We start from the raw sequence: 25,562 nt of genomic DNA, 5'->3' as shown, positions 1-25,562 counted from the left end.
TTGTCCCGTCCATTCTTAACTGGCGCCCTGGAGCATCGAGATGAGCGAAATTCCTGATCGGAAGCGAGGCGGTTGGCGCAGCCCCGCCGTCCTGACCGTGTGCGTCTTTCTCTCTATCGCGGGACTCTTCCTGTGGCTGGAGCATCGGGCGCACGTACTCGGTGCGCTCCCCCTCTTGCTGCCCCTGGTGATCTGCATCGGCATGCACTTCTTCCTGCACCGCGGTCACGGCGGTCACGGTGGCCACCAGACGCATCGGGAGGAGGGCGACCGCGATGACCGGTAACCCGCCCGCCTACGGCCTCTGGTTTCTGGCGCTGGTGAACGCCGGCATCTTCATTCTGTTCGCCCTGAGCTTCTTCAAGCCGACGACGGCGCGCGACTGGCGCTCGCTGGGCGCGTTTTCCGCCTTCATCGTCGCCCTGTTCGTGGAAATGTACGGCTTTCCGCTGACGCTCTACCTGTTGGCGGGTTGGGTGGGCAATCGTTTCCCGGGACTGGACCCGCTGTCCCACGACGCCGGCCACATCTGGCCCGCACTCTTCGGTTGGTCGGGAGATCCTCATCTCAATCCGTTCCACCTGGCCAGTTACGTGCTGATCGGCAGCGGGTTCTGGCTGATCGCCGCGGGCTGGCGGGTGTTGCACGAGGCTCAACGCGCCGGATCGCTTGCCACCACCGGGCCGTACGCCCATGTGCGGCATCCGCAGTACGTGGGCTTCATCCTGGTGCTGATCGGATTCTTCCTGCAATGGCCCACACTCGTGACGGGCGTGATGCTGCCGATTCTGCTGGTCATGTACTGGCGGCTCGCCAAGCGGGAGGAGCGCGAGGTCGAAGCGACGTTCGGGGATCAGTATCGACGCTACGCGAGCGACGTGCCTGCATTCGTGCCGCGGCTTGGGCGCTTGTTCAACAATAAAGAAGGCCAGATCGAATGAGTCACCATGACCCGCACGCACACCACCAGCACGATCACGGCGCACACGTCCATGCGTCTCCACCCGGCACCGGCGCCGTCGTAAGCGCCGCCGGTTCGAGTCACGCAGGCCATGCCGGCCATGACCATGGCGCCATGGTCGCCGACTTCCGCAGACGCTTCTGGGTCACGCTGCTGCTGACCCCGTTTGTCCTCGCGCTGTCGCCCATGATCCAGCACGCGCTCGGCCTGGGCGAGGCGTTGGCATTCACAGGCGATCGTTACCTCCTGTTCGCCCTGTCGACCGTCGCCTATCTCTACGGCGGCTGGCCCTTCCTGGTCGGCGTCGTCTCCGAACTGCGCAAGCGTCAGCCCGGGATGATGACGCTGATCGCGTTGGCCATTTCGGCCGCCTACATCTTCTCGGTGGCAGTGACCTTCGGCTTTCCCGGGCAGGAGTTCTACTGGGAACTGGTGACGCTGATCGCGATCATGCTGCTGGGCCACTGGGTCGAGATGCGCTCGGTCATGGGGGCGTCGCGTGCCCTGGAGGAACTGGTCAAGCTGTTGCCCGACAGTGCCACCCGCATCGATGCCGATGGCAGCCTGCACGACGTGCCGATCAGTGCGTTACAGCCAGGCGACCGCGTGATCGTCCGTCCCGGCGCCAAGGTGCCGGTGGACGGGGAGATCACCGAGGGCTCCTCGGACTTCAACGAAGCCATGCTCACCGGCGAATCCCGCCCGGTCGCCAAAGGAGTCGGTGCCACCGCGATCGGCGGGGCCATCAACGGCGCGAACGCCGTCATCATACGCGTCACCGCAACTGGCGATGCCACGTATCTGTCGCAGGTGATCGACCTGGTCAAGAAGGCGCAGCAGACCCGCTCGCGCACGCAGGACATCGCCAACCGCGCTGCCGCCTGGCTGACCTACATCGCCTTGGCCGTGGGCGTCGGCACGCTGCTGGTCTGGTGGCTGGTGCTCGACGCGCCGCTCAACTTCGCCATCGAGCGCATGGTCACCGTCATGGTCGTCGCCTGCCCGCACGCGCTCGGACTGGCTGTGCCCCTGGTGGTCGCGGTCAGCACGTCGCTGAGCGCGAGCAACGGCCTGCTGATCCGTGACAGGGCGGCGTTTGAGCGAGCGCGCCGACTGGATGCGGTCGTGTTCGACAAGACGGGCACGCTGACCGAGGGACGATTCGGGGTCAGCGACATCGTGATGCTGCAGGAGGGCGATGAGCGCCAGGAGTTGGCCTTCGCCGCGGCGGCCGAGAGCCAGTCGGAACATCCCATCGCCCATGGCATCGTGGCCGAGGCAAAGCGCCGCGACATCGCCATCCCCAAGGCCAGCGACGTGCGCAACATCACCGGCGAAGGCATCGTAGCCAACGTGGGCGACGAGCGCGTGCGCATCGTCAGCCCAGGTCATCTGGCCCGCCAGGGCAACGCCATTACCCACGAGCGGCTGGGACAGCTCGAATCGGCAGGCAAGACCGTCGTCGTACTCGAACGCGATGGTCAGCCGCGCGCACTGTTCGCGCTTGCCGATATCGTTCGGTCCGAATCCCGGGATGCCATCGCCGAATTGACCCGGCTGGGGATTCGCTCGGTGATGCTGACAGGTGATGCCCGAGGCGTGGCCGAATCGGTGTCCAAGGAACTTGGGATCTCAGAGTACTTCGCCGAGGTGCTCCCGGATCAGAAGTCGCAGAAGATCCAGGAGCTTCAGGCCCGCGGGCTATCGGTCGCCATGGTGGGCGATGGCGTAAACGACGCCCCGGCGCTGGTCCAGGCCGACCTGGGCGTGGCCATCGGCGCGGGCACCGACGTCGCCGTGGAGTCGGCCGACGTCGTGCTCGTGCGCAGCGATCCGCGCGATGTCGGCGCCATCCTTGGCCTGTCTCGCGCCACTTACCGCAAGATGGTGCAGAACCTGATCTGGGCGACCGGCTACAACACGATTGCGGTGCCCATGGCGGCGGGCATCACCTTCGGTACGGGCTTCCTGATGACGCCTGCCATCGCCGCCGTCTTCATGTCGGCCAGCACGGTGATCGTCGCCATCAATGCCCAGCTTCTCCGTTTCTACAGGCGACAAACATGACTACGACAGATTCCTCCAGCCGAGTGATCCTTCCCCTTCCCGGCAACGAAGCATTCGCCCGCCAGTTGGCGGTCGCTGGAAGGTGGGAGCTGGGAGAGCTGGAAACCCGGCGATTCCCCGACGGCGAAAGCTACGTGCGCATCGCCGCGGAGGTGGCGGACAAGTCGGTCGTCCTCGTGCAGACCCTGGCCCAGCCCGATCCCGGCTTCCTGTCGCTTGTCTTCGCCGCCGACGCCGCCCGCGACCTCGGTGCCCGCGACGTGATCCTGGTCGCACCTTACCTGGCCTACATGCGGCAGGATCGCCGCTTCCACCCCGGAGAAGCGATCACCTCCCGGAGCTTTGCCCGTCTCGTGTCGTCGAGCTTCGACCGCCTGGTAACGGTCGATCCCCATCTGCACCGTTACCCGGCGCTGTCGGCGCTCTACACCGTGCCCGCCGACACCCTTCATGCCGCTCCGCTGCTGGCCGACTGGATCACCGGCGAGGTGAAAAGGCCGTTGGTGATCGGTCCGGACGAGGAAAGTGAGCAGTGGGTGGCGGCCATCGCCCAGCGCATCGGCGCACCCCATGCAGTCCTGCGCAAGATCCGCCACGGCGACCGCAATGTCGAGGTCGCATTGTCCGACCTGTCCGCTTGGCGCGATCGCCAGCCCGTGCTGGTCGATGACATTGCGTCCTCCGGACGCACGCTGATCGAGGCCGCGCGGCAGCTGCCTCAGCAAGGCTTCGCGCTGCCCGTGGTCGCTGTGGTGCATGCCATCTTCGCCGAGGATGCCTATCCACAACTCGCGCAGCTATGCAGCCGCATCGTCTCCACCGATGCCGTGCGTCATCAGAGCAATGCGATTGCACTGGCCCCGCTGATCGCACAGGCCCTTGCCACCGACACGGAGGCAGCGACCAGCCTCGTGCGCCATCGCCGTCCACCCGAACCTCTCGATGACATCGACCCGACGACGGGTGCCGACTCCGTCACCGCGACTTCCACACTCTGAGGATTCCTCTCTTGAAGCTCACCTCGTTCGGCGGTGCTGGCACCGTCACCGGCTCCAAGCACCTGCTGAGCCACAACGGGAAACACATCCTGGTCGACTGTGGCCTGTTCCAAGGCCTAAAGAATCTGCGCGAGCTGAACTGGGAGCCGTTGCCGATCGCGCCGAAGGAACTCGACGCGGTGGTGTTGACGCATGCGCATCTCGACCACTCCGGTTATCTGCCAAGACTCGTGCGCGATGGCTTTCGCGGACGCATCTACGCCACCGCCGCAACCCGCGACGTGGCCGAATTGATCCTCAAGGACAGCGGCCATCTGCAGGAAAAGGATGCCGAGTACGCCAATCGCAAGGGTTTCAGCAAGCACAAGCCCGCCCTGCCGCTGTATACCGTGCAGGATGCCGAGCGCGCGCTCAAGCAGTTCTCCAATGTGCCGTTCGGCAAGCCGGCCCCGCTTCCCGACGGTGCGACGCTGACGTTCCGCTACGCCGGGCATATCCTGGGTGCCGCTACGGCGGAGATCGACTGGGGCGGCAAGCGCATCGTGTTCTCGGGTGACCTCGGCCGCTACGACGACCCGATGCTGTTCGATCCGCAGCCCGTGACCGAAGCCGATTATGTGGTGATCGAGTCCACCTACGGCAACCGGACCCATGCCCCGAGCGATGCCGCCGAAGCACTCGGGGCCGTCATCGAGACAACGGTCGGCCGCGGCGGCACGGTTGTCATTCCCGCGTTCGCGGTGGGCCGCGCACAATTGCTGCTCTATTACCTCTGGAAGCTGCGCCAGGCCGGGCGCCTGGGTTCGGTGCCCATCTATCTGGACAGTCCGATGGCGATCAACGCCAGCGAGCTGCTCTGCGATCACCTCGCCGACCACCGCCTGCCCGCCGAGATCTGTCATGCCGCCTGCGGGATCGCCACGTATACCCGCGAGGTCGAGGAATCCAAGCAGATCACCGCCAGCCGATTCCCCAAGGTCGTCATCTCGGCCAGCGGCATGGCGACCGGCGGCCGCGTGCTGCACCACCTCGCGGCGTTCGCGCCCAAGCGCGAGAACACGATCCTGTTCTCCGGCTACCAGGCCGCAGGAACGCGCGGCCAGGCGATGCTGCAAGGCACACGCGAAATCAGGATTCACGGTCAATGGGTGCCGGTCAATGCGCAGGTCGCCAACCTGCCGGAATTGTCCGCGCACGCCGATGCCAACGAGCTGATGCGCTGGCTCTCCGGTTTTCGGCACGCGCCTTCGCGGATCTTCGTCGTGCATGGCGAACCGGAGGCCTCCGAGGCACTGCGCGTACGCATCGACAAGGAGAACGGCTGGCCTGTCTCGGTGCCGCGCTTCGGGCAGGTGTTCGAACTATGAACGCGCGTGATGCCCAGGTGGCCGATTCGCCGCCGACGCTACGCGCTCGGCGCCTGGGGCTTTATGCCCAACACCAGTCGATTGCGGTCATGCGCACGGATTGCCACGTGTGCCGCGCCGAGGGACTCGCCTCACGATCGCAGGTGTTGCTTTCGGCCGGTGGGCGACAGGTGCAGGCAGTGCTCTATCAGGCCGATGGCGATCTGGTTGCGCCAGGCGAAGCCGCACTCTCCGAATCCGCCTGGGAACGACTGGGCGTCGCCGAGGGCGCCCCCATTGAGGTCTCCCATGCCCCCGCCCTGGACTCCTTGGCCAGCGTTCGACGGCGGATCTATGGCCATCGGCTCGATGCGGCCGCGCTGCAAGCCGTCGTCGCGGACGTGACGGCGGGACGCTACACGGACGTGCATCTAGCCGCGTTCCTGACGGCCAGTGCGGCCCTGCCGCTGGACGAACAGGAAACGGTCGATCTGACCGCCGCGATGATCGATGCCGGGGAGCGCCTGACGTGGAACGCTCCGGTGGTGGTGGACAAGCACTGCATCGGCGGACTGCCAGGCAACCGGACCACGCCGATCGTCGTCGCCATCGTGGCAGCCCACGGCCTGGTGATGCCCAAGACCTCATCGCGCGCGATCACGTCGCCGGCGGGCACCGCCGACACCATGGAAACATTGGCGCCTGTGGATCTTGACCTGGCCACCATGCGGCGCGTCGTGGATCAGGAAGGCGGCTGCATCGCCTGGGGCGGTGCTGTGCATCTCAGTCCCGCCGACGACATCTTCGTTCGCGTGGAACGGGAACTGGACGTGGACACCGAGGGGCAATTGATCGCCTCCGTGCTGTCCAAGAAGATCGCGGCGGGCTCCAATCACGTCGTGCTCGATATCCCGGTCGGGCCGACCGCCAAGGTCCGCACGGAGGAAGCCGCAGATCGGCTGGGCGACCGCCTGATCGCGGTCGCCGCGCACTTCGGGTTGGCCGCGACGTGCATCCGCACCGACGGCAGCCAGCCGGTGGGCCGAGGGATCGGCCCCGCCCTCGAAGCGCACGATATTCTCGCCGTCCTTCAGAACAAACCCGATGCGCCCGGCGATCTGCGGCACCGGGCCGCAGTGCTCGCCGGCGCCGCGCTCGAAATCGGCGGCGCGGCAGAGCCAGGAGCAGGCTATGCGCTGGCCTTGGCCACCTTGGCTGACGGTCAGGCCTGGACGAAGTTCCAGCGGATCTGCCAGGCGCAGGGCGGCATGCGCGAGCCGCCCAGGGCCTTGCACATCCGGCCCCTGACTGCGGCGCGTGCTGGGAGGATCGTCCAGATCAACAACCGCAAGATTGCCCAGCTCGCTAAGTTGGCCGGTGCGCCCGAGGCCAAGGCCGCCGGCGTCACCATGGAGGTCATGCTGGGAGCTGACGTCGGCATCGGACAGCCGCTGCTTCAGTTGCACGCCGACACCGCGGGTGAACTGGCCTATGCCATGGAATATGCGTCCCGGAACCCGGACATCATCGAAATCGCGACTTGAGACGTCGCGGCAGTATCTCCATTGGAGGCCAAGATGCGCCCACGTGAAACCCGGACTCGTTCAGCGAAGCGCGCTGCGGGCAGATCCAGAAGCGAAAGGGCTGTTCACGCATCACCCGTGGCAGCCGTGCCGTCGGTGTCGACAGATCATTCCGCCGAACAAGCGCTTGCAGGTTCTGCCGTGTACGACTTCGCTCAGGCAGTGGGCTACTCGCGTGACGTGTTCGAGCGCGCGGTGCTGTTCTGGGACACACTGCGCCAGCGGGCCGACGACATGATCGCCCACGAGCGCGCGGGCAAGCCTCCGCTGCTGGACTTCGACTACGAAACGCTGCTCGATGCCCGGCGCTTCGAGCATCCGGCCAACTACGCGCTCCTTCGCATCACGCGGGCCGGGGACCACTGCATCGAAGACTGCCTGGATGCCTCCAGGCCGCCCGTGGTGGTCGTCGATCCGCGTGCCGGACATGGCCCAGGCATCGGCGGCTTCAAGACCGACTCCGAAGTCGGTATCGCGCTGCATCGCGGCCATGCCGTTTACTTCGTCTCGTTTTATCCTGAACCATGTCCCGGCCAGACGCTCGCGGACGTGTTGCAGGCGCTGCGGCGCTTCGTGGAGGAAGTGGCGAGGCGCCATCCCGGCCAGCCTCCTGTGCTGTACGGCAACTGCCAGGCGGGTTGGGCACTCACGCTGCTCGCGGCGGACTGCCAGGGCCTGAGCGGGCCAGTCGTGCTCAACGGATCGCCGCTGTCCTACTGGGCGGGCGCCGCGGGTATGAACCCGATGCGGCTCGCCGGAGGATTCGTGGGCGGCGTGTGGATGACCCATCTGCTCGCGGATCTAGGCAATGGTCGTTTCGACGGCGCCTGGCTCATCCAGAACTTCGAGAATCTCAAGCCGGAAGGCGTGTGGGAGAAGTACGCCAACCTCTTCGCGCATGTGGATACCGAGCGTGATCGCTTCCTCCAGTTCGAGCGCTGGTGGAATGCCTGGTACTTCATGAGCCGCGAAGAGATCGTCGCCATTGTCGAGAACCTGTTCATCGGCAACCGTCTCGAGGAAGGCAAGCTGCGGATCGACGAGCACTGCGCCGTCGACCTGAAGCGCATCCGCAACCCGCTGGTGGTCTTCGCCTCCTACGGTGACAACATCACGCCGCCTCACCAGGCACTGGGCTGGATTCCCGTGGTCTATCCCGACACGGACGCGCTCAAGCAGGCGGATCAGCGCATCGTCTACCTGACCAACCCGCATGTTGGTCATCTGGGGATCTTCGTCTCCGCGAAGGTCGCCCGCTTCGAGCATCGGGCCATCCTGGAGACCCTGGCGGACGTCGAGGCATTGGCCCCGGGCCTCTACGAGATGAAGATCGACAGCCCCACCGGCGACCCGGATTGCGCGCGGTCGCAGTACACCGTCCGTTTCGAGGAGCGACAGGTCGAGGACCTGCGGTTCGATGTCCCTAATGCAGCGTTCGAGAAAGTGCGAGGGATGTCGGAGACGAACGAATTGTTCTACAAGACGTTCGTGAGTCCCGTCTTGAGCGCCATGAGCAATCCCTGGAGCGCCTCGGCGCTGGAATGGCTGCATCCGATGCGCACCAGCCGCTACCTGCTTTCGGAGGCCTTCAGCCCCTGGATGCACGCCGTCGCGGCCCTGGCGCCCCTGATCAGGAAGGAGCGGACGCCATTGCCCGCGGACAACCCCTTCGCAGCGCAGGAGCAGGCGGCGAGCGCGCAGGTTACCCAGGCCATCGAAGATGGGCGCAAGCATCGCGACGAGGCGATGGAATGGTGGTTCGCGCTTGTGTTCGGCGCCATGCCGGGAAGGCTCGGCGCGGCCTGACGATTCGCGCTCGCGGCTTGGTTGCGTAGTGGATCGGCGGATGAAGGCTTAGGCGCCAGTCGTCACAAGTGACCGGAGCGCGAGATCGCCAGAACCAGGCGTAGCGACAGCAATAGGGCCAGCAAATACGCGACGACCGCGAACAACGGCATGTCGCCCGAGATGCGAGGCCCAATGCTGTGCTGCATCAAGAGCGATCCAGCAAGGTAAAGCCCCAGCGTGATCAACGCGACCGACAGTCTGTTGCCGGTCCGGCTGATGTTGGCCTGCAATGCCTCAAGCCCCCGGTGGTACATGGTCAGGCTCGGCCTGCCATCATCCATCATCGCCGACCTGAGCAGTTCCGATGCGATCGTCGACAAGCTGTCGGCCGTGCGCGCAGCACGCTCGGCCACCGGCCGCCGGCTGCGGGCCGCCTCCTTGCTCAACGAAGCGGCAAGGGTTTCGCGGTGGAACTCGAAACTTCCCAGCAGGTTGAACTCCGGATCGAGCTGGCGAATCGTGTTCTCGACCAGGAACAGTGTTCGGATCAGGACCAGCAGATGCCGGGGCAGCCGGAAACGCTCTCCTCCGCCCAGGCGTGAGATCCGCCACACCATCTCGGCCAGCGACCACTCGGTAACGGGCAGGCTCTCCAGTTCGTCGAGAATCTCGCCGATGGCGCGCGTGTACTCGCGACGGTCCACGGGCACAACGATGAAGCCCAGGAGAAGCGCCGAGTCCAACACCTCGTCCGCGTCCGCATAGGGTACGGCAGCGATCATGCGTGCAAGCGCACGTCGCGCCGCCGGATCCAGATATCCGATCGAGCCGAAGTCATGAAAGCACAGGCGCCCGTCCGCCATCGCGAACAGGTTTCCTGGATGTGGGTCGGCGTGGTACACGCCGCGAACGAACAAGAGGTGCAGATAGGCATTGAACAACTGATCGGCAATGGCGCGCCCTCGGTCGCTTCCGGCGAAGTCGGTGACGACGCCGCCGCTGCTGTATTCCTGAACTAGTACGTTAGGCGAGACATAGGGCTCGACGACGCGGGGCATCATGACGCCTGGCAGCCCCGCGATTGCTGACTGCAAACGCCGCATATTCCGCGCTTCGTGATCCAGATCGATTTCTGCAAGCAACTGCATGCCGAGTTCGTCGATCAGCGCCAGCGGCTGTTGCCGCCTGAGCTGCGGCCACACAGGAAGCAAAATCCTCACCAGCAAGCGCAGCAGCAGAAGATCGGTCTTGACCTGGGAGACGACACCGGGGCGGCGAACCTTGACCACGGCCTCTTGCCCGTCGTGCGTACGGGCTCGATGAACCTGGGCCACGGACGCTGCAGCAAAGGGAATTGCATCGAACCGTGCGAACAGCGTTGCCGCCGGTTGGCCGAACGCATCTTTGATGGCAGCTTCGGCAAGCTGCGACGAGAACGGCGGCACCCGGTTATGCAAGTCCTCCAGCACCACGCGGTACGCGTCGGGCAGCATGTCGCGACGCAAGCTCAAGCCTTGACCGAGCTTCACGAAAGTCGTGCCCAGCCCCTCCAGCGTCTCGCGCAAACGCTCCGCCAGCACCGATGGCGTGGTCTTCCGCAGGCGCCACCATGCCAAACCGAATCCAAGGGCAGCGACCACAATCTGAATGCCACGACGCAACGATGAGATTCGGGGTGGACGCATATGACCTTCGATTTCGTGTTCGATGGCCTGATGCGGGTTGCATTCCAGGCCCTCCTACGATGGCACCACCCCGCCATCTCCCCAACCCCAAACGCATCTACGTCAGAACCACAAGCGCAGGCCGACCACCCAGCGGTTGTCGGTTCGGGAATGACCGCTGAGCCTGCGCAGGTCGGACGTCTCGCCGAAGCTCCATTCGCGCTCGAACCCGATATAGGGCGCGAACTGCCGCGTGATCTCGTAGCGCAATCGCACACCTCCTTCTACCGTGCTCAAGCCTGACCCGATGACTTCCGCCGGATCGGACTGCCCGAACCAGTTGGCTTCGACACCCCAGCTTGCGATCAGCCGGTTGGTGAACAGCATGTCGTACTCGGCCTCGACGATCGCCGCCGTCTTGCCGCCTTCTGCGACGTAACCCGTTGCGGAAACCTCGAACTTATAGGGCGCCAGCCCCTGAACGCCGAACGCGGCCCAGGTGCGCGGCGTTCCGCCTCCGCCGAAGTCACCGAAATCCCGGCGCACGCCCACCACTGCATCCCACCAGGGATGGATCGCGCGTCCGTACATCGCCTCCACCCGCGCGCGCTGCAGGTTCTCGTCCAGGGCGTGCCCCTTGGTCCTCAGCCAGAGGCGGTTGATGTCGCTACCGACCCAGCCGATTCCCTCCCAGGCGATCTCCCTGCCTTCATCCGTGTTCGCCCCTTCCAGCTGATCCATAAGCCAGAAGGAGTTCAGGCTGGTTCCATGCTTGTGGTAGTCCTTCAGCGTCGGAAATGCCGCCAGGCGATCGGCATCCGTGACGGCGGGGATGGGTTCGCGTGGCGAGTCGAACACCCCCATCCGGGAATGATCCATCTGCGAATGGTCGACCTGCGAATGGTCGACCTGCGGACGATCATGCTGCGAATGATCCATCTGCGAGTGGTCGACCTGTGGGCGACCATGCTGTCCATGATCCATCTGCGAGTGGTCCATGCCGGCATTGGGAGACTGCGCTGTCGTCGCGTCCTCTTCCTGCTGGTTCGCAGTCGGACTCGACGGGACAGGCTGGCCATGACCGGCGTGCTGCGCGTGGGCGCCGACAGGAGGGAGCAGCAATGCTGCGGCCAGCGCAGCCCAACGCATCGATGTTCTCACGCTCGTCATTCTTCGACCCTCACTTCCCGGAACATCCCGGATTCCATGTGGAAGAAGAGATGGCAGTGGTAGGCCCAGCGACCGAGCGCGTCGGCGCGCACCCGGTAGCTGCGCTTCGTGCCCGGCGGCATGTCGATGGTGTGCTTGCGCAAGTGGAAGTTGCCCTGTTCGTCCTCAAGATCGCTCCACAGGCCATGCAGATGGATCGGATGCGACATCATGGTGTCGTTCACCAGCACGATGCGCATGCGTTCGCCGTAGTTGAGGCGCAGCGGCTCGGCGTCGGCGAACTTGATCCCATCGAACGACCAGGCAAAGCGCTCCATGTGGCCGGTCAGGTGCAGCTCCACCGTGCGCCCCGGCTCGCGACCGTCGGGGTCCTCGAACAGGCTCTTCAGGTCGGCATACGTCGCCACCTTACGGTCGTTGCCGCGCAGACCGATCCCAGGATCGGACAGTCGCGGCTCCGGCGTCATGGTCCGCATGTCCACCAGGGGATTGCCCGTTTCGCTGGCCGGATGAGTCTGCATCTGCATGCCGCCGCCTTCATGCGCGGAGTGCGCGCCTGGTGCGGCCGGAACGCCGTGCCCGGCATGCGGATCGGCGGCCACGGCCCCCGCCCCGTGGCCCGCGTGGGGGTCCGGCGCCGGCGCGGCGCCATGCCCGGCATGCGGATCGGCCGATGCGGCCGCCAGTCCGGAATGGGCACCGTGGCCGCCATGCCCCATGTCGGCCATGGTCAGCAGCGGCCGCGGGTCCACCGCCGGTACCGGAGCACGCAAGCCCTCGCGGACCGCAAGCGTGCCACTGACGTAGCCGGTGCGCGCGGAGTCTTGGGCGAAGATCGTGAAGGCGTCCTGCCCGGTAGGCTCGACGATCACGTCGAAGGTTTCGGCAGTGGCGATGCGCAGCTCGTCCACCGTCAGCGGGTGGACGTACTGGCCGTCGACCTCGACGACCGTCATCTTCAGGCCCGGGATGCGGACGTCGAAGTAGGTCATCGCCGCACCGTTGATGAAACGCAGGCGCACCTTCTCACCGGCACGGAAAAGTCCCGTCCAGTTGCCCAGCGACGTGGTCCCGTTTATCAGGTAGGTGTAGGTATGCGCGTTGACGTCGGACAGGTCGGTCGGCGTCATGCGCATGCGTCCCCATGCCTCGCGATCGCTTAGCGTCGCGCTCAAGCCGTCCCGGCGCACGTCGCGGAAGAAGTCGCCCACCGTACGCTGGTAGTAATTGTCGTACTCCGACAGCTTCTTCAGCCGGGCGAACAGGCGCGCCGGGTCCATGTCGGTCCAATCGGACAGGAAGACCACGTAGTCTCGATCGTAGGAGAACGGAGGCGGATCGATGGGGTCGATGATCAGCGGCCCGTACATGCCGCCCTGTTCCTGGAACCCCGAATGACTGTGGTACCAGTAGGTTCCGCTCTGGCGGACATCGAACTCGTACAGGTAGCTCTCGCCGCGGTTGATGCCGTCGAAGCTGAAGCCGGGAACCCCATCCATGTTGGCGGGCAGCAGGATGCCGTGCCAGTGGATCGACGTCGCGTCGCCGTGGATCGAGCCGGGGGGAAGGTCATTCCGGGCCCTGAGCTGCACCCGCGTGCCTTCGCGCCAGCGCAGGATCGGTGCAGGCACCGAGCCGTTGACGGTGATGGCGGGCCGCGTCTTGCCCGTGTAGTTGACCAGGGTCTCGCCTATGGTCAGGTCGAACTGCGTGCCCGACAGGACTTCGAGCTGGCCAGGGGAGCGGAGCGCCCAGCTCTGCTTCGGCCAAAGTCCCAGGCCCAGCACTGCGCCACCCGCTGCCAATCCTTGAACGAACTGCCTTCGAGACAGCAGCAGCTGCTCGGCGGCGTTCGTGCCTGAAAGTCTGGATCGCATGCATGACCTCCTATGATCGGTATCGGCTGACATCGAGCCCGCCCGGCCCATCGCCACGATCTGGGTGCCGGCCACGCGCGCCGGAGAAAGCGCCAGCGTGGTGAGGAACGCGGGTCAGCGTGCGCATGACAAGCCACGTGACGGTGGCCGGAATGCTTGCCAGATGGGCCGCACAGGATCCAGGCAACGGTCGGGGTTGAACGCAAGGGCGTGGTGCTCGCGTCATGGTGACCAGCCTAGGAGGGGGTCACTTTCGGCGGGATGACCCATCCATTACATTCCCGTCATTTCATGGTCATTCGCCCTGCCAGAGGCCTCGATGCTTGGGCGGTTGCGCCTTACCCCCGCTGGGCCTTGCGCTTGCCGACACCACGGTCGTCGACCGCGCCGCGTCGGCGCTTGGGTTCTTTCGCCGCCGCCGCAGACGCCTGTTCGAGATCGGCCAGGATCGGGCAATCGGGACGGTCGTCCCCCGAGCAGCATGTCGGCAGCTGCTGGAGTGTCGCTGCCATCTCTTGCATGTCGGCGATCCGCCGTTGCAGATCCTCGATGTGGTCCAGGGCGATACGCTTGACGTCGGCGCTGCGCCGGCGGCGGTTGCGCCAGAGCTGCAACAGGCCATCGATCTCGGCGACGGAGAATCCCAGATCCCTCGCGCGCCGGACGAAGCGCAGCACGTGGACGTCCTTTTCGGTGTAATCCCGGTAGCCTGCGTGCGTGCGGCCAGCCGGTGGAATCAACCCGATCTGCTCGTAGTAGCGGATCATCTTGGCCGATACACCCGAGGCCTTCGCCGCGTCACCGATGTTCACCTCATTCTCCTTTCGGTCCCAAGCCCGCCGCCCCGAAACTCGCCGAAGCGGCGGCACCCCTCGAAGCCGGCAGTTGGCCAGCCGACGCGGCCGTCGTCGGCGGTTGGAATCGCCGTAACCTGAGTGCGTTGCCGAGGACGAAGACGCTCGACAACGCCATGGCGCCTGCCGCGAAGACCGGCGAGAGCAAGACGCCGTACGCCGGATACAGCACACCCGCGGCAACCGGGATCAGGGCCGCGTTGTAGGCGAACGCCCAGAACAGGTTCTGCCGGATGTTGCGGATCGTCCTCTTCGACAGCGCGATGGCGTTGGGCACGCCCTTGAGGCTGCCCGACATCAGCACCACGTCGGCCGCCTCGATCGCGATATCGGTGCCCGTGCCGATGGCGATACCCACCTCGGCCTCCGCCAAGGCCGGCGCGTCGTTGATGCCATCGCCCACGAACACCAGATGGCCATGCAAGGCCCTGAGCCTGCGCACCGACTCCACCTTGCCCTCCGGCAGCACCTCGGCGACCACCTCGTCGATGCCCAGATGGCGGGCGATGGCCTCGGCCGTGCGCCGGTTGTCGCCGGTGATCATGGCCACCTTGAGACCCAACACGTGGAGCGCGGCGATGGCCTCGTGGGTTGTGTCCTTGATCGGATCGGCCACGGCGATGACGGCCGCGAGCTTGCCGCCGATCGCTGCGTAGAGCGGCGATTTGCCCTCGTCGCCCACCCGTTGCGCGTTGCCGGCGAAGGCGGTCACATCCAGCCCCAGCCGGTGCATGTAGCGGTCGGCACCGATCTGGACACCCAATCCGTCCACCTTGGCCTCGACGCCGTACCCGGTCTCGGACCTGAAGCCGGCGACCTCCGGCAAGACCAGGCCTTCGGCTTGGGCGGCCTCCACGATGGCGCGGCCGACCGGGTGTTCCGACATCGCCTCGACGGCCGCGATCCGCGCCAGCACCTGCGCCCGGTCGAAGCCCTCGGCGAGTTCCAGATCGGTGAGCACCGGCCGGCCTTCGGTCAGCGTACCGGTCTTGTCCAGCGCGACGACCTTGGCATCCTTGAGCAACTGCAAGGCCTCGCCCTTGCGGAACAACACGCCCATTTCCGCGCCGCGCCCGGTGCCGACCATGATCGAGGTGGGCGTGGCCAGCCCCATCGCGCAGGGACAGGCGATGATCAGCACGGCGACGGCGTTGACCAGCGCGAACGTCAGCGCCGGTGAGGGGCCGAAGGCGAGCCAGAGCAGGAATGTCAGCAGCGCCACGCCGATCACGGCCGGGACGAACCACGACGTCACCTGGTCGACCAGAGCCTGGATGGGTAGCTTGGAGCCCTGTGCTTCCTCGACTATGCGGATGATCCGGGAGAGCACCGTGGACTCGCCCACTGCGGTCGCGCGGAACGCCAGCGCGCCGTTCTGGTTGACCGTGCCGCCGACCACCGCGCTGCCGGCGGTCTTCGCCACCGGCACCGGCTCGCCCGTGATCATGGACTCATCGACGTAGCTGTCGCCCTCGATCACCTCGCCGTCGACCGGTACACGTTCGCCGGGCCGCACTTCGACGGTATCCCCCGGCGCCACCTCGCCGAGAGCGATCTCGGCCGTCTGCCCGTCACGGCGCACGCGCGCGGTCCGCGCCTGCAACCCGACCAGCCGCTGGATCGCCTGGGAGGCGCGCCCTCTGGCCCGCGCTTCCAGGGACCGGCCGATGAGAATCAGGGTGACGATGACGGCCGCCGCCTCGTAGTAGACGTTGACCGCCTGCGCGGGCAACAGCGCGGGCGTGAAGGTCGCGACCAGCGAGTAGGCGTAAGCGGCCAAGGTGCCGACCGCCACCAGCGAGTTCATGTCCGGCGCCAGGCGCAACAGCGCGGGGAAACCCTGCTGATAGAAGCGCCGGCCTGGCCCGAGGATCACCAGCGTCGTCAGCGCGAACTGGATGATCCAGTTCCACTGCATGCCGATGGTGCGCACGATCAGGTGATGCAGGCCGGGAACGAGGTGCGAGCCCATCTCCAGCGCGACGACCGGCAAGGTCAGCGCAATGGACACGACCACCGCGCGTTTCAGTGCCGCCTGCTCGGCCTCCTTGCGGGCTGCGTCATCGGCCTCGCGCAAGGCCGCCCGGTCGATCGGCCGTGCCGCATACCCTGCGTCGTCGATGGCCTGGATCAGCAGTGGGGAGTCCGCGCCGCCTTCCACGACTGCGCGCTCCGTCGCCAGATTGACGCGCGCCGCCATCACGCCAGGGACGGCGCGCAAGGCGCGCTCCACACGTCCGACACAGGACGCGCAGGTCATGCCCTCGATGGCGAGTTCGGTCTTCCGCACAGCGTTCGTTCGCAGGGAGGCGCTTGGGGCAACGGAATCCATGGTGTTCATCTCGCCGGTGCAATGGTCAGTAAACAAGTCTGCGGGTTCCTACGGTGGGAAGGTCAACCCCTGCATGGCCCGCGAAAACCCTTGACCTTCCAACGATGGCAAGGCCCATCCTAACCGTACACAAATCAGCAGGAGGTGCCCCATGCACGCATTTCACATCCAGAACATGACGTGCGGCGGCTGCGTCCGAGGTGTGACGCGCGCCATCCAGTCCGTCGACCCGGATGCCCGGGTTCAGGCTGACGTTCATACCCGACGGGTGCAGGTCGTGTCCGAGCAGCCTAGCGAGATCGTGAAAGCCGCCCTGACCAAGGCGGGCTACCAGGCGATTGGCGTCGATCCCTGACGCGCCGCCCGGCGGAGCGTTCAAGTCCCATTGATCGGCTGCAAGCAGCGAAGGGGCTCTCGCCAGCGCGGTCGTCGCACGACGCTGTGCCTTGAGCGTGTGGGCCGGTTCGCTCAGCCGGGATCATCCGGGTGGTCGGGCGCCGCCGGTCGACGGCGCCGCCACGACCATCCTCGTTCGATCTCGATTTGCAGTGCAACGCTCAGGAAGGTGCGGATCAGCACGATCAGCGCAAGGATCGCCACGCCCTGGAGCGAGGGATCGATGGTGACGGTGCGGATGATGTCCGCGGCCACGAGGAACTCCAGGCCCAAGACGATCGTGCCGCCGAGCTCCTGCCGCAGGGCGTGATAGCGCGCCGTCATCCCGACCTTCGTGTGAAGGAAGGCGAACCGCCCACACGCCAACAGGCTTCCCAGCGTGATGACGCCGACACCGAACAACTCGAATCCAGCCACCGCGATTCCGATGGCGGCATGTGGCAAGTCGACGCTCATCGGCCTGTCCGGTCAATGGTGGTCGTAGATGCCCACCCCGCGAATGTCGTTCCAAGACGTGGTCTGGTGGCAGAGGTAGCATTGCTCGGGCTGCGCATTCCGGACACCCGCAATCGGCTTGGACATCATCGAGAAGTGCTCCTTGTAGTGGCTGAGCGGCGCGAGATGGCACTGGCCGCACTCGGTGGAACTGGGCAAGGGATGCCTGAACCCGGCGATCGACCACGTGCCGGTGCCGTGGCATGTCGCGCAATCGTTTCCGAACACCTGGACGTGAGGGTCCGTGGTCTTGTGGCAGCTCGCGCAGTCCAGCAGCGTCTCCTTGTAGGTCATGCCGCTGGCGAGCGAGACGTTGCCGGGCAGCGCCTCTGGCCTGTGCGCCTTCACGTGCGCGAGCAGCAGCGCGCCCTCGTGGCGCTCCGGAGCACGATCGAGCCATCGCACGATGATGTCGGTCAGCGCCGCATGGTCCATGCCGCGCAGGCTGCGACCGGCGTCATGTTCCTTGTGGCAGGCCACGCAGTTGTTCGTCTCGGCGATGTCGGCATGGAACGCCGTCGGCTGCCGCTGCAGGAGGGCGGTTTCGTTGGCATGGCAGGCAACGCAGGTCGCATCCTGCACCCCCTTGACCGGCGTGTGGCACGCCGCGCAATCCTCCTGCAGGAACGCATGCGCGCTGGACAGTGGGCCAGGCGAGGCCATGCTCTGCCACGTCGCGACGTGCAGCGTCTGCGGCACCGCCTTCCACAGCGCGAGTGCTGCCACCGACGCCAGCACCGCGAGCAGCGCGACGATGATCGTTCCCTTTCGACTCATCTGAACCAGCGCAGCCCGAAGTAGATGCCGGCCCAAATGTGCAGCGCCAGCAGGAGATAGAAGACGATCGAGAACGCGATGTGCGCCGACAGCCAGCCGGTGAACAGCTTGCGCACCCGCTCCTGGAACTGGATTGAGTACTGCAGGTCGCCGGCGCCGGACGCCAGCGGCAGCAGTTCGGCGCCGGCCTTGGCCGTGCCGGCGCCGCCTGCCGGCGCCTGCGCGTAGGCCCAGTACGCCCCATCCAGGAGGCGCCACAGGCCGTCGAGCTGTGTCTTCTTCTCGCGGATGTTCTCGGCGACGTAGCGCAGGTAATGCTGGCCGATGAACCCGGTGAGCACGCTCAGCAGCATCGACGCCGTCAGCGCGATCCCGAGCACGCTCTGGAACTTGTGCCCGCTATGGATGATGGCCAGCAGCGCGCCGATCAGGCCGAAATACACGTGCGCCTGCAGCAATGCGGCGAAGCTGTGCTCGCGGGTGAATGCGCGGCGTAGCGTGGCGCTGCGCTTGACCACGGTGTAGACGAGCGGCACCAGCAAGAACGCGGCGCCCACGACGCCGAACACGCCACCCCACAGGCTACCGGCGAAGAACGGAGCGCGGTGTACCAGGAAGCCCAGCCACAGCACCGCCAGCATCGACACGATGATCGTCGCGGCGATGCGATCGTGCCTGCCCATCTAGGCATCCACCGAGATGTCGGCCGACGCTTTCGCCTGGCAGGCCAGGATCATCCCCGACGAGCGGTCGAGCGGGGTCAGGCTGTCGTCCACCGCCATGGTGACCTCGCCCGAGAGCAGTTTCACCTTGCAGATGCCGCAGTAGCCCTGCCGGCACGCGTACTCGATCGGGACGCCGACTTCTTCGGCGGCCTCGAGGACGGTCTGGCCGGCGATCAGCGGCGCCCTTTTCCCGGATCGCTCGAAGCGGCATGTCACGGCCGCAGCGGTGTCGCCGGCTTGGCCCGGTTCGGGCGTCGCCGGCTTGGGCGGGCTCAGGAACAGCTCGGAGTGTATCGACGCCGGATCGATGCCCAGCTTGCCCAGCTCGTTGCGCACCGCATCCATCATCACCGGCGGACCGCACAGGTGGATGCGGCGCGAGCGGATCTCGGGGATCTGCCCCAGCAGTTCGGCGGTGATGAACCCGCGTGCGCCGGTCCACTCCTCTGATGACTCCTCACTCAACACGATGGACACATGCAGGTTCGGATGCCGACGGGCAAGCTGGTTCAGCTCGTCGTGGAAGATCACGTTCTCCAGGTCCTTGCAGGCGTAGACCAGGTCGATCCGGCCGTTCCAGCTCTGGTCGGTCAGGTAGCGGATCGAGCTCATCAACGGCGTGATGCCGACACCGCCCCCCAAGAGCACGACGCTGTCGGACTCGACGCCGCGGAAGGTGAAGCGGCCGTACGGGCCGGACGCATCGAGCAGATCGCCTTCCTGGACGTGTTCGTGGAGGTATCCGGACACGATGCCGCCGCTTTCGTGCTTGACGGTCAGGTCGCACCAGCCATGGCAGCATGGCGATGAGGCGATCGAATAAGAGCGCTTGACCTGTTTCCCTTCCGAGGGCACGGAGAGCGTGAGGAACTGGCCGGGCTCGAACTCGAAAGGCAGGGCACCTGTCCCCTCGACGGGTGCCAGGCGGAACGTCTTGACCCGGGATGTCTCCGGGAAGATGCGCGCGACCCGCAGCTTGCCGACCCAACTGCCCGTGGTGGACGCAGGCGTGCGCGCCTGCGGGGCGCCTTCGGGCGAAGCAACGGCAGGTGCCTGTACCGCGGGGCCTGGCGATGCGCCGGCACGCGGTGCCGGGGAGGACGCCGGAGACGCCGGTGCTCCCGTGCGCAACGTGGCCAGCACCGCGTTCGTACGCCGGTTGCGGGCGACGTACATCCACGCACCCAGCAAGGCAAAAGCCGACAGCAGCGCCATCGTGAAGTAGTGAAAGCCCGACAGGCCGAAGACCCCGTGCGCCGGGACCGTGGTCAGGGGATCGGTCAGATTCATTTCGCGACGGAACCAGTCCAACGCGATGCCGCGCGGCGCCTGTCCTTCGGCCAGCGCGCGGTAGGCCGACAGGCCGCTGTCAAACTCGCCCCAGGCCACGCGCATCCGATCAGACGCCTCCTGCAAGCCGGCGTAGTCGTTGCGTTGAACCGCATGCGACGCCTCCGACGACAGGGTCGCCAACTGCTGGATGCCTTCGTGCATCCGATGGTGGGCGAGCTGCTCGACGCTGGCACGCCGCTCCGGCGGAAGGTCCGGCAGAGCCATCAGTTGGGGATACAGCAGCTTGTTGAGGCGCCGATCGCGACCGCACTCGTCTCCGCGGCAGCCGCGCATCATGTCGTCCATCATGCCGCCCATGGAGCCGCCCATCGACGCACCTGCCGCAGCCGGCATGCCGCCAGCCGCGTCAGGGTGATGCGCGGCATGGTCGTCATCGCCCATGCCTGCGTCAGCCGGGGGTGGGGTGCCCATCGGCATGCCCTGCATCGGGCTGCTGCCTTGCATCGATGCGCCCCCGACAGCCGGTTGCGGCGCCGCCATGTTTGCGGCTTGGTCAGCGTGATCGTCGTCGCCCATCGGCGCGTCAGCCGACGGCGCGGGTTCCATCGGCATGCCACCCATCGAACTGCTGTCTTGCGCGGCTGTCGTTCCAGCGGCCGCCGTGCTGTTGGTCTTGTTCGGTGGATGAACAGCGTGCGGATCGGCGGTTGTCTGAGCGCCGGCCGCAGCATACGCCAGCGACATCGCCAGCACGGCCAGGGCAACGATTCGCCTCCACCCCATGAAGCTCTCCGTCGACACAGCGGCCGCCTCCTACATATGGCCCATCTTCTTCTTGGCCATGCCGCCGCCCATGCTCGAATCCATCTTCTGCATGGTCGAATCGACTTGCTGCATCTGCCGCTCGCAGTTCTCCATATCCTTCTTCATCTGTTCCATGTGCTGCATCGCGGCGGACATGTCCATGTCATTGTGCGTGGACGTGTCTCCTGCCTTCATCGACATGGCCTGCTGATGCATCTGCGTGCTGCCTTCCTGCATCTGGCGGCCCATCGCTTCCATGGCCTTTCCCCGTTCACGCATCATCGTTGCCATTTCCTCCATATGCGAAGCCATGACGTCGGGCGTGGCAGGCGAATTCGGGGAAGCAGGCGACTGCGGACCCGGAGCATGTGCCGCCGGGGGATGGGGCGCCGCTGGGGCGCTCATGCTGGCGGGCGACTGCCCCATGGCGCCTGACTGACCATGCTTGTGCTTGTCGTCATCGGCCAGCGCTGAGCCGGCGAGCATCCCACCAAGCAAACAAACGATCACCAGTGACGGCCGACGATAATGCCTCATGACAACCTCCGATAAGTTGGCGGCGATTCCCATCGGGAACCGGCGGATGCGGCGCACCCACAAAAGAAACCGGTCCGCGTCTGTGGCCGGCTTGTTCGCTTCCACCCTACGTACGGCAAGCTGTCGACGGGATGACCCCGCCATTACGATGCTGCAATCGTCTCGTCATTCAACCAAGACCTTTGGATCAATGATGCGCGTATTGAATTCGCTCCTCTCGTGGACGCACTCAGCCGCCTCCGAAGTGACCAGCGCATTGCAGAAATGTAATGAATGGGTCATTCAGATGAAAGAAGGGCTTTCCTAGGCTGGCACCGGGCATACCTGCCCAGCCCATCAGGAGATTTCAATGAAGTCTGTCAAAGCGTCTTGGGTCATGATGTTGTGTGCGATGTTCGCCGTAGCCATTCCGGTCTATGCGCAGCAGCCCACCGAAGAACCGGTCATAACGCTCCTGAACGATATCGCGGACAAGCCGGAGAACCATCTGGCCATCGCCGCGTATTACCGCACGCTGGCCCGCGAAGCCCTGGCAGAAGCCGAAACGCACAAGACGATGCGCAACACGTATCGCCATAATCATCAAGCCTTCAAGAGTGGGACGGCCACGGACCAAACTCTGGCCAGACACTGCGATAAGCTGGTCAAGTTGAAGGAAGAAGCCGCTACGGAATACGAGGAGCTTGCAAAGCTCCACGAAGCCGAGGCGGCAGCGAGGTAAATGGCAGACTGCAAGCTTCCATTACCCCGCTCTCCTCTGAGTTGATTGGAGCGGGGAATTTTCACAGCGTAAGGCGACTAGCCAGGACCAATGGTGTTAGATCCGGAGCCAGGCAGGCCGCGGAGGCCATTCGGATACCGCTATTTGTGCAGCTTGCCTTACGCTGGAACCTTGCTGCGGCTTGATCTTGATCAATGCCAGTCGGCCCCAAGAGGGCTAGACTGGCCATCATGAGAGCTGGCACGTCCCCTACCCTGATCCGCCCAGCGTCCGCAGGCGCTGCTTCGGGCGTGCGTGAGCTGTCATGGTGAAGCTGCTCAGGCGATGGCGGCGTTCCCGCCCTCGTGCCCGACTGGCATGGCTGGGACTGTGGGCGCTGCTGTTGCAGCAGCTGGCGCTGGTGGCCTACGCCTGTCCGCTGGAATCGGTGGAAGCTGGACAAGCGACCCTGATGGTCAGTTGCGAAGAGATGCCCGCGCCGGATCCCGATGCTCCGGCGTTGTGCGACCAGCATTGCCTGCGCGATCACATCACCACGGCCGATGCGAAGGCCCCTCAAGTGCCTTACCAGCCGGCGCTGGTCGCCTTCGCGCTGGCGCAGGCTCTGTTGCCACCGGTACACGCGCAGTTCTATCGGGATGTTCCGGTGTGCGTGTCCGATCCGCCTCCCCTGCAGCGCTTCTGTAGCCTGCTGATTTAAGCCCCCTCCTGGATTGACCCGTGCTCGTGCTGCATGCATTGCAGCGCGCTCGTTGTCGTTTGTCCGGAGGTCTTATGGAGATGTCTTTCTTCTTGCATGCAAGGCGCAGGATGGCGTGTGGATTCGTGTTTGCCCTGGCGCTCAGTGGTCCTGTGGTGGCAGCACCGCCCGCTATCCCGATCAGCTACACAGAAGCCCCACAACGGGCGCTTGCCAACGCCCCTACCCTGCAGGTGCGCCGATCCCAGATCGATGCCAGTACTGAAGAAGCCGCGCGTGCTGGCGCGCTGCCCGACCCACGTTTGATCGTGGGGCTGGCGAACTGGCCCGTCAGCGGACCCGATGCCTTCAGCCTGCGCGCCGATGAGATGACCACCCAGCAGGTCGGTCTGATGCAGGAGTTTCCTGCGCGTGCGAAACGACGTGCCGAGCAAGCGCTGGCTCAAGCGACGCTGGCGCAAGCGCGCTCACTGTCGTTGGCCGAACAACAGATGGTGGCCCAAGCAGCTGCGCAGGCCTGGATCGAGCTGTGGAGTACCCAGCAGGCCGTAGATGCGTTGGAGGGTTTGCGCGAGCCGGCGCGCATCGCCGAGCGTGCGGCGCGTGCGCGCTTGGCAGGCGGCACGGCAGGGGCCAGCGACGTGCTTGCCGCCCAGGCCGCGCTACTGCAGTTGGACGATCGCCTCGAACAGATACATGCGGAGCACGCCGCGGCACAGGCCGGTCTGGCGCGATGGTTGGGTATCTCACCTGAAACGGTACTGGCCAGCGGTCCGGCCCCGGATTTTTCGCAGTTGCCATTGGAGCCCACCCAACTGCTGGCCAAGCTGGACCAACACGCGCCGCTACTGGCCTGGGAGGCACGCCAGGACGTTGCCCAGGCCCAGGTGGATGCGGCGGTGGCCCAGACCCGTCCGGATTGGAGTGTAGAACTCACCTACGGACGTCGCGAGCGCGCACCCGACGGCATGGCGCGCAGCGACATGCTCATGGTGGAAGTGGGCGTGGGCCTGCCGCTGTTCCAGAAGAACCGCCAAGCACGAGGCATCGCGGCACGACGGGCCGAGCTGGAGGCGGTGTCCGCAGAGCGCGATGAGGCCCGGCGCATCCAAGCCGAGTCGGTACACCGCGCGATGGCGCGATGGCGCGGATTAACCGGCCAGTTAGAGCGTCAGAACACGCAGAGCCTGCCTTTGGCGCGCGATCGCGCACGCACGGCGTTGGCTGCCTACGGCGCCGGTGCCGACCTGCAGCCGTGGCTGGAAGCGCGGCGCGATGAGATCGAACTGCAACTGGAGAACGCCCGCCTGCTGGGCGAACAGGGCCGTGCCTGGGCGGCACTGGCCTATCTGCTGCCCCATGAGGAGAACACGCCATGAGCCCGACCAAAACGCGTCTCACACAGCTCGCCGTGGCCCTCGGGTTGCTCGCGCTCGGCTTTGCCGGCGGCTATGCCTGGATGACTCGAACCTCTGATACCACCCCACCCATCGGCAAGAGCGGCGCAGATCAAGCACGCAAGGTGCTGTACTGGTACGACCCCATGGCGCCGGAGCAGCGATTCGACAAGCCGGGCAAATCTCCGTTCATGGATATGGAGTTGCTGCCCAAATACGCAGATGAGGCCATGGGGGGCGGAACGCAGATCGATCCGCGCCTGCAGCAGAACGTGGGCATACGCACTCAAGAAGTGGCGGTAGAGTCACTAGGAAGTGCCGTACGCGTGCCGGGCACGCTGACGTGGGATCTGACCCAGGAAACCGTGGTCAGTGCGCGCATGGAAGGCTTGATCACCCACGTGCAGGTAAAGGCGCCGTTTACCGAGGTTCGTCGTGGTCAAGCGCTGGCCACAGTGCAGGCCCCGGCATGGAACGCCGCCATCGCCGAAGCCCATGCGCTGAGCCAAGCTCAGTCCGCGAGCGCGCGTGAGCTACAGGGCGCCGCGCAACAACGTTTGCGTTCGTTGGGCGTTCCTTCTGGCGCCTCGGTCAGAAGTGGCGTCGTGCTTGGCGCAGACCACAATGGTGTCGTGACCGAGATCCTTGCACGCGAGGGGCAGACGGTGATGCCCGGTACGCCACTTTTCAAGATCAATGGGCTGGACACGCTGTGGCTGGAGGCCTCGGTGCCCCAGGCGGCGCTGGGCACCTTGCGACCGGGGACCTCAGTGCAGGCCACGGTCAGTGCATGGCCGGCAGAGCGCTTTGCCGGACAGATCCAGGCGTTGCTTCCCCAGGTCGACATGGCCAGTCGCACGCAGCGGGCGCGAATTGTGCTGCGCAACCCGCAGCGTCGGCTGGTGCCGGGCATGTTCGCCGAGGTGCTGGTGCAGCCCGATGCCGAGCAGTGGACCGGCCAGAGTTCCGTAGACACTCAGTTGCCACTTTGCGCGTAGCGCCGTTCGAACTCTACCGGTGACAGTCCGCCAGCGGAACCATGCCGGCGGATCGGGTTGTAGAACATCTCGATGTAAT

Annotated in this window: 22 protein-coding genes; 12 read left to right on the top strand and 10 right to left on the bottom strand. The window is 65.6% G+C overall.

Annotation, left to right across the window (positions count from 1 at the left end; genetic code table 11):
* The first annotated feature begins 40 nt into the window (after window positions 1-40).
* The 7 genes from CSC62_RS13510 to CSC62_RS13480 all read left to right on the top strand — a co-directional run bounded on the left by CSC62_RS13510 (window position 41) and on the right by CSC62_RS13480 (window position 8,761).
* On the top strand, window positions 41-286 hold the full coding sequence (locus tag CSC62_RS13510; protein ID WP_054665565.1) for a DUF2933 domain-containing protein: 246 nt from the start codon (window positions 41-43) through the stop codon (window positions 284-286).
* Window positions 276-941: a methyltransferase family protein gene (locus CSC62_RS13505; RefSeq protein ID WP_054665562.1), complete on the top strand. Its 666-nt coding sequence runs from the start codon at window positions 276-278 to the stop codon at window positions 939-941. The genes CSC62_RS13510 and CSC62_RS13505 overlap by 11 nt, the downstream gene beginning before the upstream one ends.
* A 134-nt stretch (window positions 942-1,075) precedes the next feature.
* Entirely contained in the window at window positions 1,076-3,028 is a 1,953-nt protein-coding gene (locus CSC62_RS13500; RefSeq protein WP_164490769.1) for a heavy metal translocating P-type ATPase, read from the top strand.
* Window positions 3,025-4,026, top strand: coding sequence for a ribose-phosphate pyrophosphokinase (locus CSC62_RS13495; RefSeq protein WP_162407214.1), 1,002 nt, complete (start codon window positions 3,025-3,027; stop codon window positions 4,024-4,026). Before CSC62_RS13500 ends, CSC62_RS13495 begins: the two co-directional genes overlap by 4 nt.
* 11 nt (window positions 4,027-4,037) lie before the next feature.
* On the top strand, window positions 4,038-5,393 hold the full coding sequence (locus CSC62_RS13490; protein ID WP_081420139.1) for an MBL fold metallo-hydrolase RNA specificity domain-containing protein: 1,356 nt from the start codon (window positions 4,038-4,040) through the stop codon (window positions 5,391-5,393).
* Entirely contained in the window at window positions 5,390-6,916 is a 1,527-nt protein-coding gene (locus CSC62_RS13485) for a thymidine phosphorylase family protein (RefSeq protein WP_054665550.1), read from the top strand. Before CSC62_RS13490 ends, CSC62_RS13485 begins: the two co-directional genes overlap by 4 nt.
* Before the next feature lie 117 nt (window positions 6,917-7,033).
* Window positions 7,034-8,761: a DUF3141 domain-containing protein gene (locus tag CSC62_RS13480; RefSeq protein WP_246194441.1), complete on the top strand. Its 1,728-nt coding sequence runs from the start codon at window positions 7,034-7,036 to the stop codon at window positions 8,759-8,761.
* 62 nt (window positions 8,762-8,823) lie between these two features.
* On the opposite strand, the gene CSC62_RS13475 is transcribed toward CSC62_RS13480, so the two are convergent.
* The 5 genes from CSC62_RS13475 to CSC62_RS13455 all read right to left on the bottom strand — a co-directional run bounded on the left by CSC62_RS13475 (window position 8,824) and on the right by CSC62_RS13455 (window position 16,640).
* Entirely contained in the window at window positions 8,824-10,404 is a 1,581-nt protein-coding gene (locus tag CSC62_RS13475; protein ID WP_246194440.1) for an ABC1 kinase family protein, read from the bottom strand.
* Between the two features lie 126 nt (window positions 10,405-10,530).
* On the bottom strand, window positions 10,531-11,568 hold the full coding sequence (locus tag CSC62_RS13470; RefSeq protein WP_246194439.1) for a copper resistance protein B: 1,038 nt from the start codon (window positions 11,566-11,568) through the stop codon (window positions 10,531-10,533).
* Window positions 11,569-11,573: 5 nt separating this feature from the next.
* Entirely contained in the window at window positions 11,574-13,454 is a 1,881-nt protein-coding gene (locus CSC62_RS13465; protein ID WP_162407212.1) for a copper resistance system multicopper oxidase, read from the bottom strand.
* Window positions 13,455-13,792: 338 nt separating this feature from the next.
* Window positions 13,793-14,266 (bottom strand): Cu(I)-responsive transcriptional regulator, encoded by a 474-nt coding sequence (gene cueR, locus CSC62_RS13460; RefSeq protein ID WP_162407211.1) that lies wholly within the window; start codon window positions 14,264-14,266, stop codon window positions 13,793-13,795.
* Between the two features lies 1 nt (window position 14,267).
* Window positions 14,268-16,640 carry a heavy metal translocating P-type ATPase gene (locus tag CSC62_RS13455; RefSeq protein ID WP_211369013.1) on the bottom strand — a complete coding sequence of 791 codons (2,373 nt, stop codon included), beginning with the start codon at window positions 16,638-16,640 and terminating at the stop codon, window positions 14,268-14,270.
* A 151-nt stretch (window positions 16,641-16,791) separates the two neighbouring features.
* Between CSC62_RS13455 and CSC62_RS13450 the strand changes: the two genes are divergently transcribed.
* Window positions 16,792-16,995 carry a heavy-metal-associated domain-containing protein gene (locus CSC62_RS13450; protein ID WP_162407209.1) on the top strand — a complete coding sequence of 68 codons (204 nt, stop codon included), beginning with the start codon at window positions 16,792-16,794 and terminating at the stop codon, window positions 16,993-16,995.
* Window positions 16,996-17,108: 113 nt separating this feature from the next.
* Here the strand turns inward: CSC62_RS13450 and CSC62_RS13445 are convergent, their stop codons facing one another.
* Genes CSC62_RS13445 through CSC62_RS13425 form a run of 5 tightly spaced genes read right to left on the bottom strand, consistent with a single transcriptional unit; the run spans window position 17,109 to window position 21,772 of the window.
* Window positions 17,109-17,492, bottom strand: coding sequence for a DUF1622 domain-containing protein (locus tag CSC62_RS13445; RefSeq protein WP_054665533.1), 384 nt, complete (start codon window positions 17,490-17,492; stop codon window positions 17,109-17,111).
* Window positions 17,493-17,504: 12 nt separating this feature from the next.
* On the bottom strand, window positions 17,505-18,308 hold the full coding sequence (locus CSC62_RS13440) for a multiheme c-type cytochrome (RefSeq protein WP_054665529.1): 804 nt from the start codon (window positions 18,306-18,308) through the stop codon (window positions 17,505-17,507).
* Window positions 18,305-18,991, bottom strand: coding sequence for a hypothetical protein (locus CSC62_RS13435; protein ID WP_054665526.1), 687 nt, complete (start codon window positions 18,989-18,991; stop codon window positions 18,305-18,307). The genes CSC62_RS13440 and CSC62_RS13435 overlap by 4 nt, the downstream gene beginning before the upstream one ends.
* Window positions 18,992-21,127 carry a 2Fe-2S iron-sulfur cluster-binding protein gene (locus tag CSC62_RS13430; protein WP_162407208.1) on the bottom strand — a complete coding sequence of 712 codons (2,136 nt, stop codon included), beginning with the start codon at window positions 21,125-21,127 and terminating at the stop codon, window positions 18,992-18,994.
* 12 nt (window positions 21,128-21,139) lie between these two features.
* Window positions 21,140-21,772, bottom strand: a complete 633-nt coding sequence (locus CSC62_RS13425) for a hypothetical protein (protein WP_170298374.1) — start codon at window positions 21,770-21,772, stop codon at window positions 21,140-21,142.
* 244 nt (window positions 21,773-22,016) lie between these two features.
* Here CSC62_RS13425 and CSC62_RS13420 point away from each other — a divergent pair, with 244 nt between their 5' ends.
* The 4 genes from CSC62_RS13420 to CSC62_RS13405 all read left to right on the top strand — a co-directional run bounded on the left by CSC62_RS13420 (window position 22,017) and on the right by CSC62_RS13405 (window position 25,483).
* On the top strand, window positions 22,017-22,388 hold the full coding sequence (locus CSC62_RS13420; RefSeq protein WP_056878756.1) for a hypothetical protein: 372 nt from the start codon (window positions 22,017-22,019) through the stop codon (window positions 22,386-22,388).
* Window positions 22,389-22,692: 304 nt separating this feature from the next.
* Entirely contained in the window at window positions 22,693-23,088 is a 396-nt protein-coding gene (locus CSC62_RS13415; protein WP_162407207.1) for a hypothetical protein, read from the top strand.
* A gap of 74 nt (window positions 23,089-23,162) precedes the next feature.
* The gene (locus tag CSC62_RS13410) at window positions 23,163-24,467 is read left to right on the top strand and encodes a TolC family protein (RefSeq protein WP_211369012.1); all 1,305 of its coding nucleotides are present in this window, start codon (window positions 23,163-23,165) and stop codon (window positions 24,465-24,467) included.
* Entirely contained in the window at window positions 24,464-25,483 is a 1,020-nt protein-coding gene (locus CSC62_RS13405; RefSeq protein ID WP_246194435.1) for a heavy metal-binding domain-containing protein, read from the top strand. Before CSC62_RS13410 ends, CSC62_RS13405 begins: the two co-directional genes overlap by 4 nt.
* The last annotated feature ends 79 nt before the right edge of the window (window positions 25,484-25,562 follow it).

This window comes from Pseudoxanthomonas jiangsuensis (genome assembly GCF_010093185.1).
In the GTDB taxonomy this organism is placed as follows: domain Bacteria; phylum Pseudomonadota; class Gammaproteobacteria; order Xanthomonadales; family Xanthomonadaceae; genus Pseudoxanthomonas; species Pseudoxanthomonas jiangsuensis.
This window is presented reverse-complemented; position numbering and strand designations above follow the sequence as displayed.

What these genes read in the sequence shown, in the direction of transcription:
- CSC62_RS13440 (WP_054665529.1), bottom strand. Translation starts at nt 18,308, where the DNA reads ATGAGTCGAAAGGGAACGATCATCGTCGCGCTGCTCGCGGTGCTGGCG.
- CSC62_RS13510 (WP_054665565.1), top strand. Translation starts at nt 41, where the DNA reads ATGAGCGAAATTCCTGATCGGAAGCGAGGCGGTTGGCGCAGCCCCGCC.
- CSC62_RS13435 (WP_054665526.1), bottom strand. Translation starts at nt 18,991, where the DNA reads ATGGGCAGGCACGATCGCATCGCCGCGACGATCATCGTGTCGATGCTG.
- CSC62_RS13500 (WP_164490769.1), top strand. Translation starts at nt 1,076, where the DNA reads ATGGTCGCCGACTTCCGCAGACGCTTCTGGGTCACGCTGCTGCTGACC.
- CSC62_RS13450 (WP_162407209.1), top strand. Translation starts at nt 16,792, where the DNA reads ATGCACGCATTTCACATCCAGAACATGACGTGCGGCGGCTGCGTCCGA.
- CSC62_RS13495 (WP_162407214.1), top strand. Translation starts at nt 3,025, where the DNA reads ATGACTACGACAGATTCCTCCAGCCGAGTGATCCTTCCCCTTCCCGGC.
- CSC62_RS13410 (WP_211369012.1), top strand. Translation starts at nt 23,163, where the DNA reads ATGGAGATGTCTTTCTTCTTGCATGCAAGGCGCAGGATGGCGTGTGGA.
- CSC62_RS13415 (WP_162407207.1), top strand. Translation starts at nt 22,693, where the DNA reads ATGGTGAAGCTGCTCAGGCGATGGCGGCGTTCCCGCCCTCGTGCCCGA.
- CSC62_RS13505 (WP_054665562.1), top strand. Translation starts at nt 276, where the DNA reads ATGACCGGTAACCCGCCCGCCTACGGCCTCTGGTTTCTGGCGCTGGTG.
- CSC62_RS13455 (WP_211369013.1), bottom strand. Translation starts at nt 16,640, where the DNA reads ATGGATTCCGTTGCCCCAAGCGCCTCCCTGCGAACGAACGCTGTGCGG.
- CSC62_RS13465 (WP_162407212.1), bottom strand. Translation starts at nt 13,454, where the DNA reads ATGCGATCCAGACTTTCAGGCACGAACGCCGCCGAGCAGCTGCTGCTG.
- CSC62_RS13405 (WP_246194435.1), top strand. Translation starts at nt 24,464, where the DNA reads ATGAGCCCGACCAAAACGCGTCTCACACAGCTCGCCGTGGCCCTCGGG.
- CSC62_RS13485 (WP_054665550.1), top strand. Translation starts at nt 5,390, where the DNA reads ATGAACGCGCGTGATGCCCAGGTGGCCGATTCGCCGCCGACGCTACGC.
- CSC62_RS13420 (WP_056878756.1), top strand. Translation starts at nt 22,017, where the DNA reads ATGAAGTCTGTCAAAGCGTCTTGGGTCATGATGTTGTGTGCGATGTTC.
- CSC62_RS13445 (WP_054665533.1), bottom strand. Translation starts at nt 17,492, where the DNA reads ATGAGCGTCGACTTGCCACATGCCGCCATCGGAATCGCGGTGGCTGGA.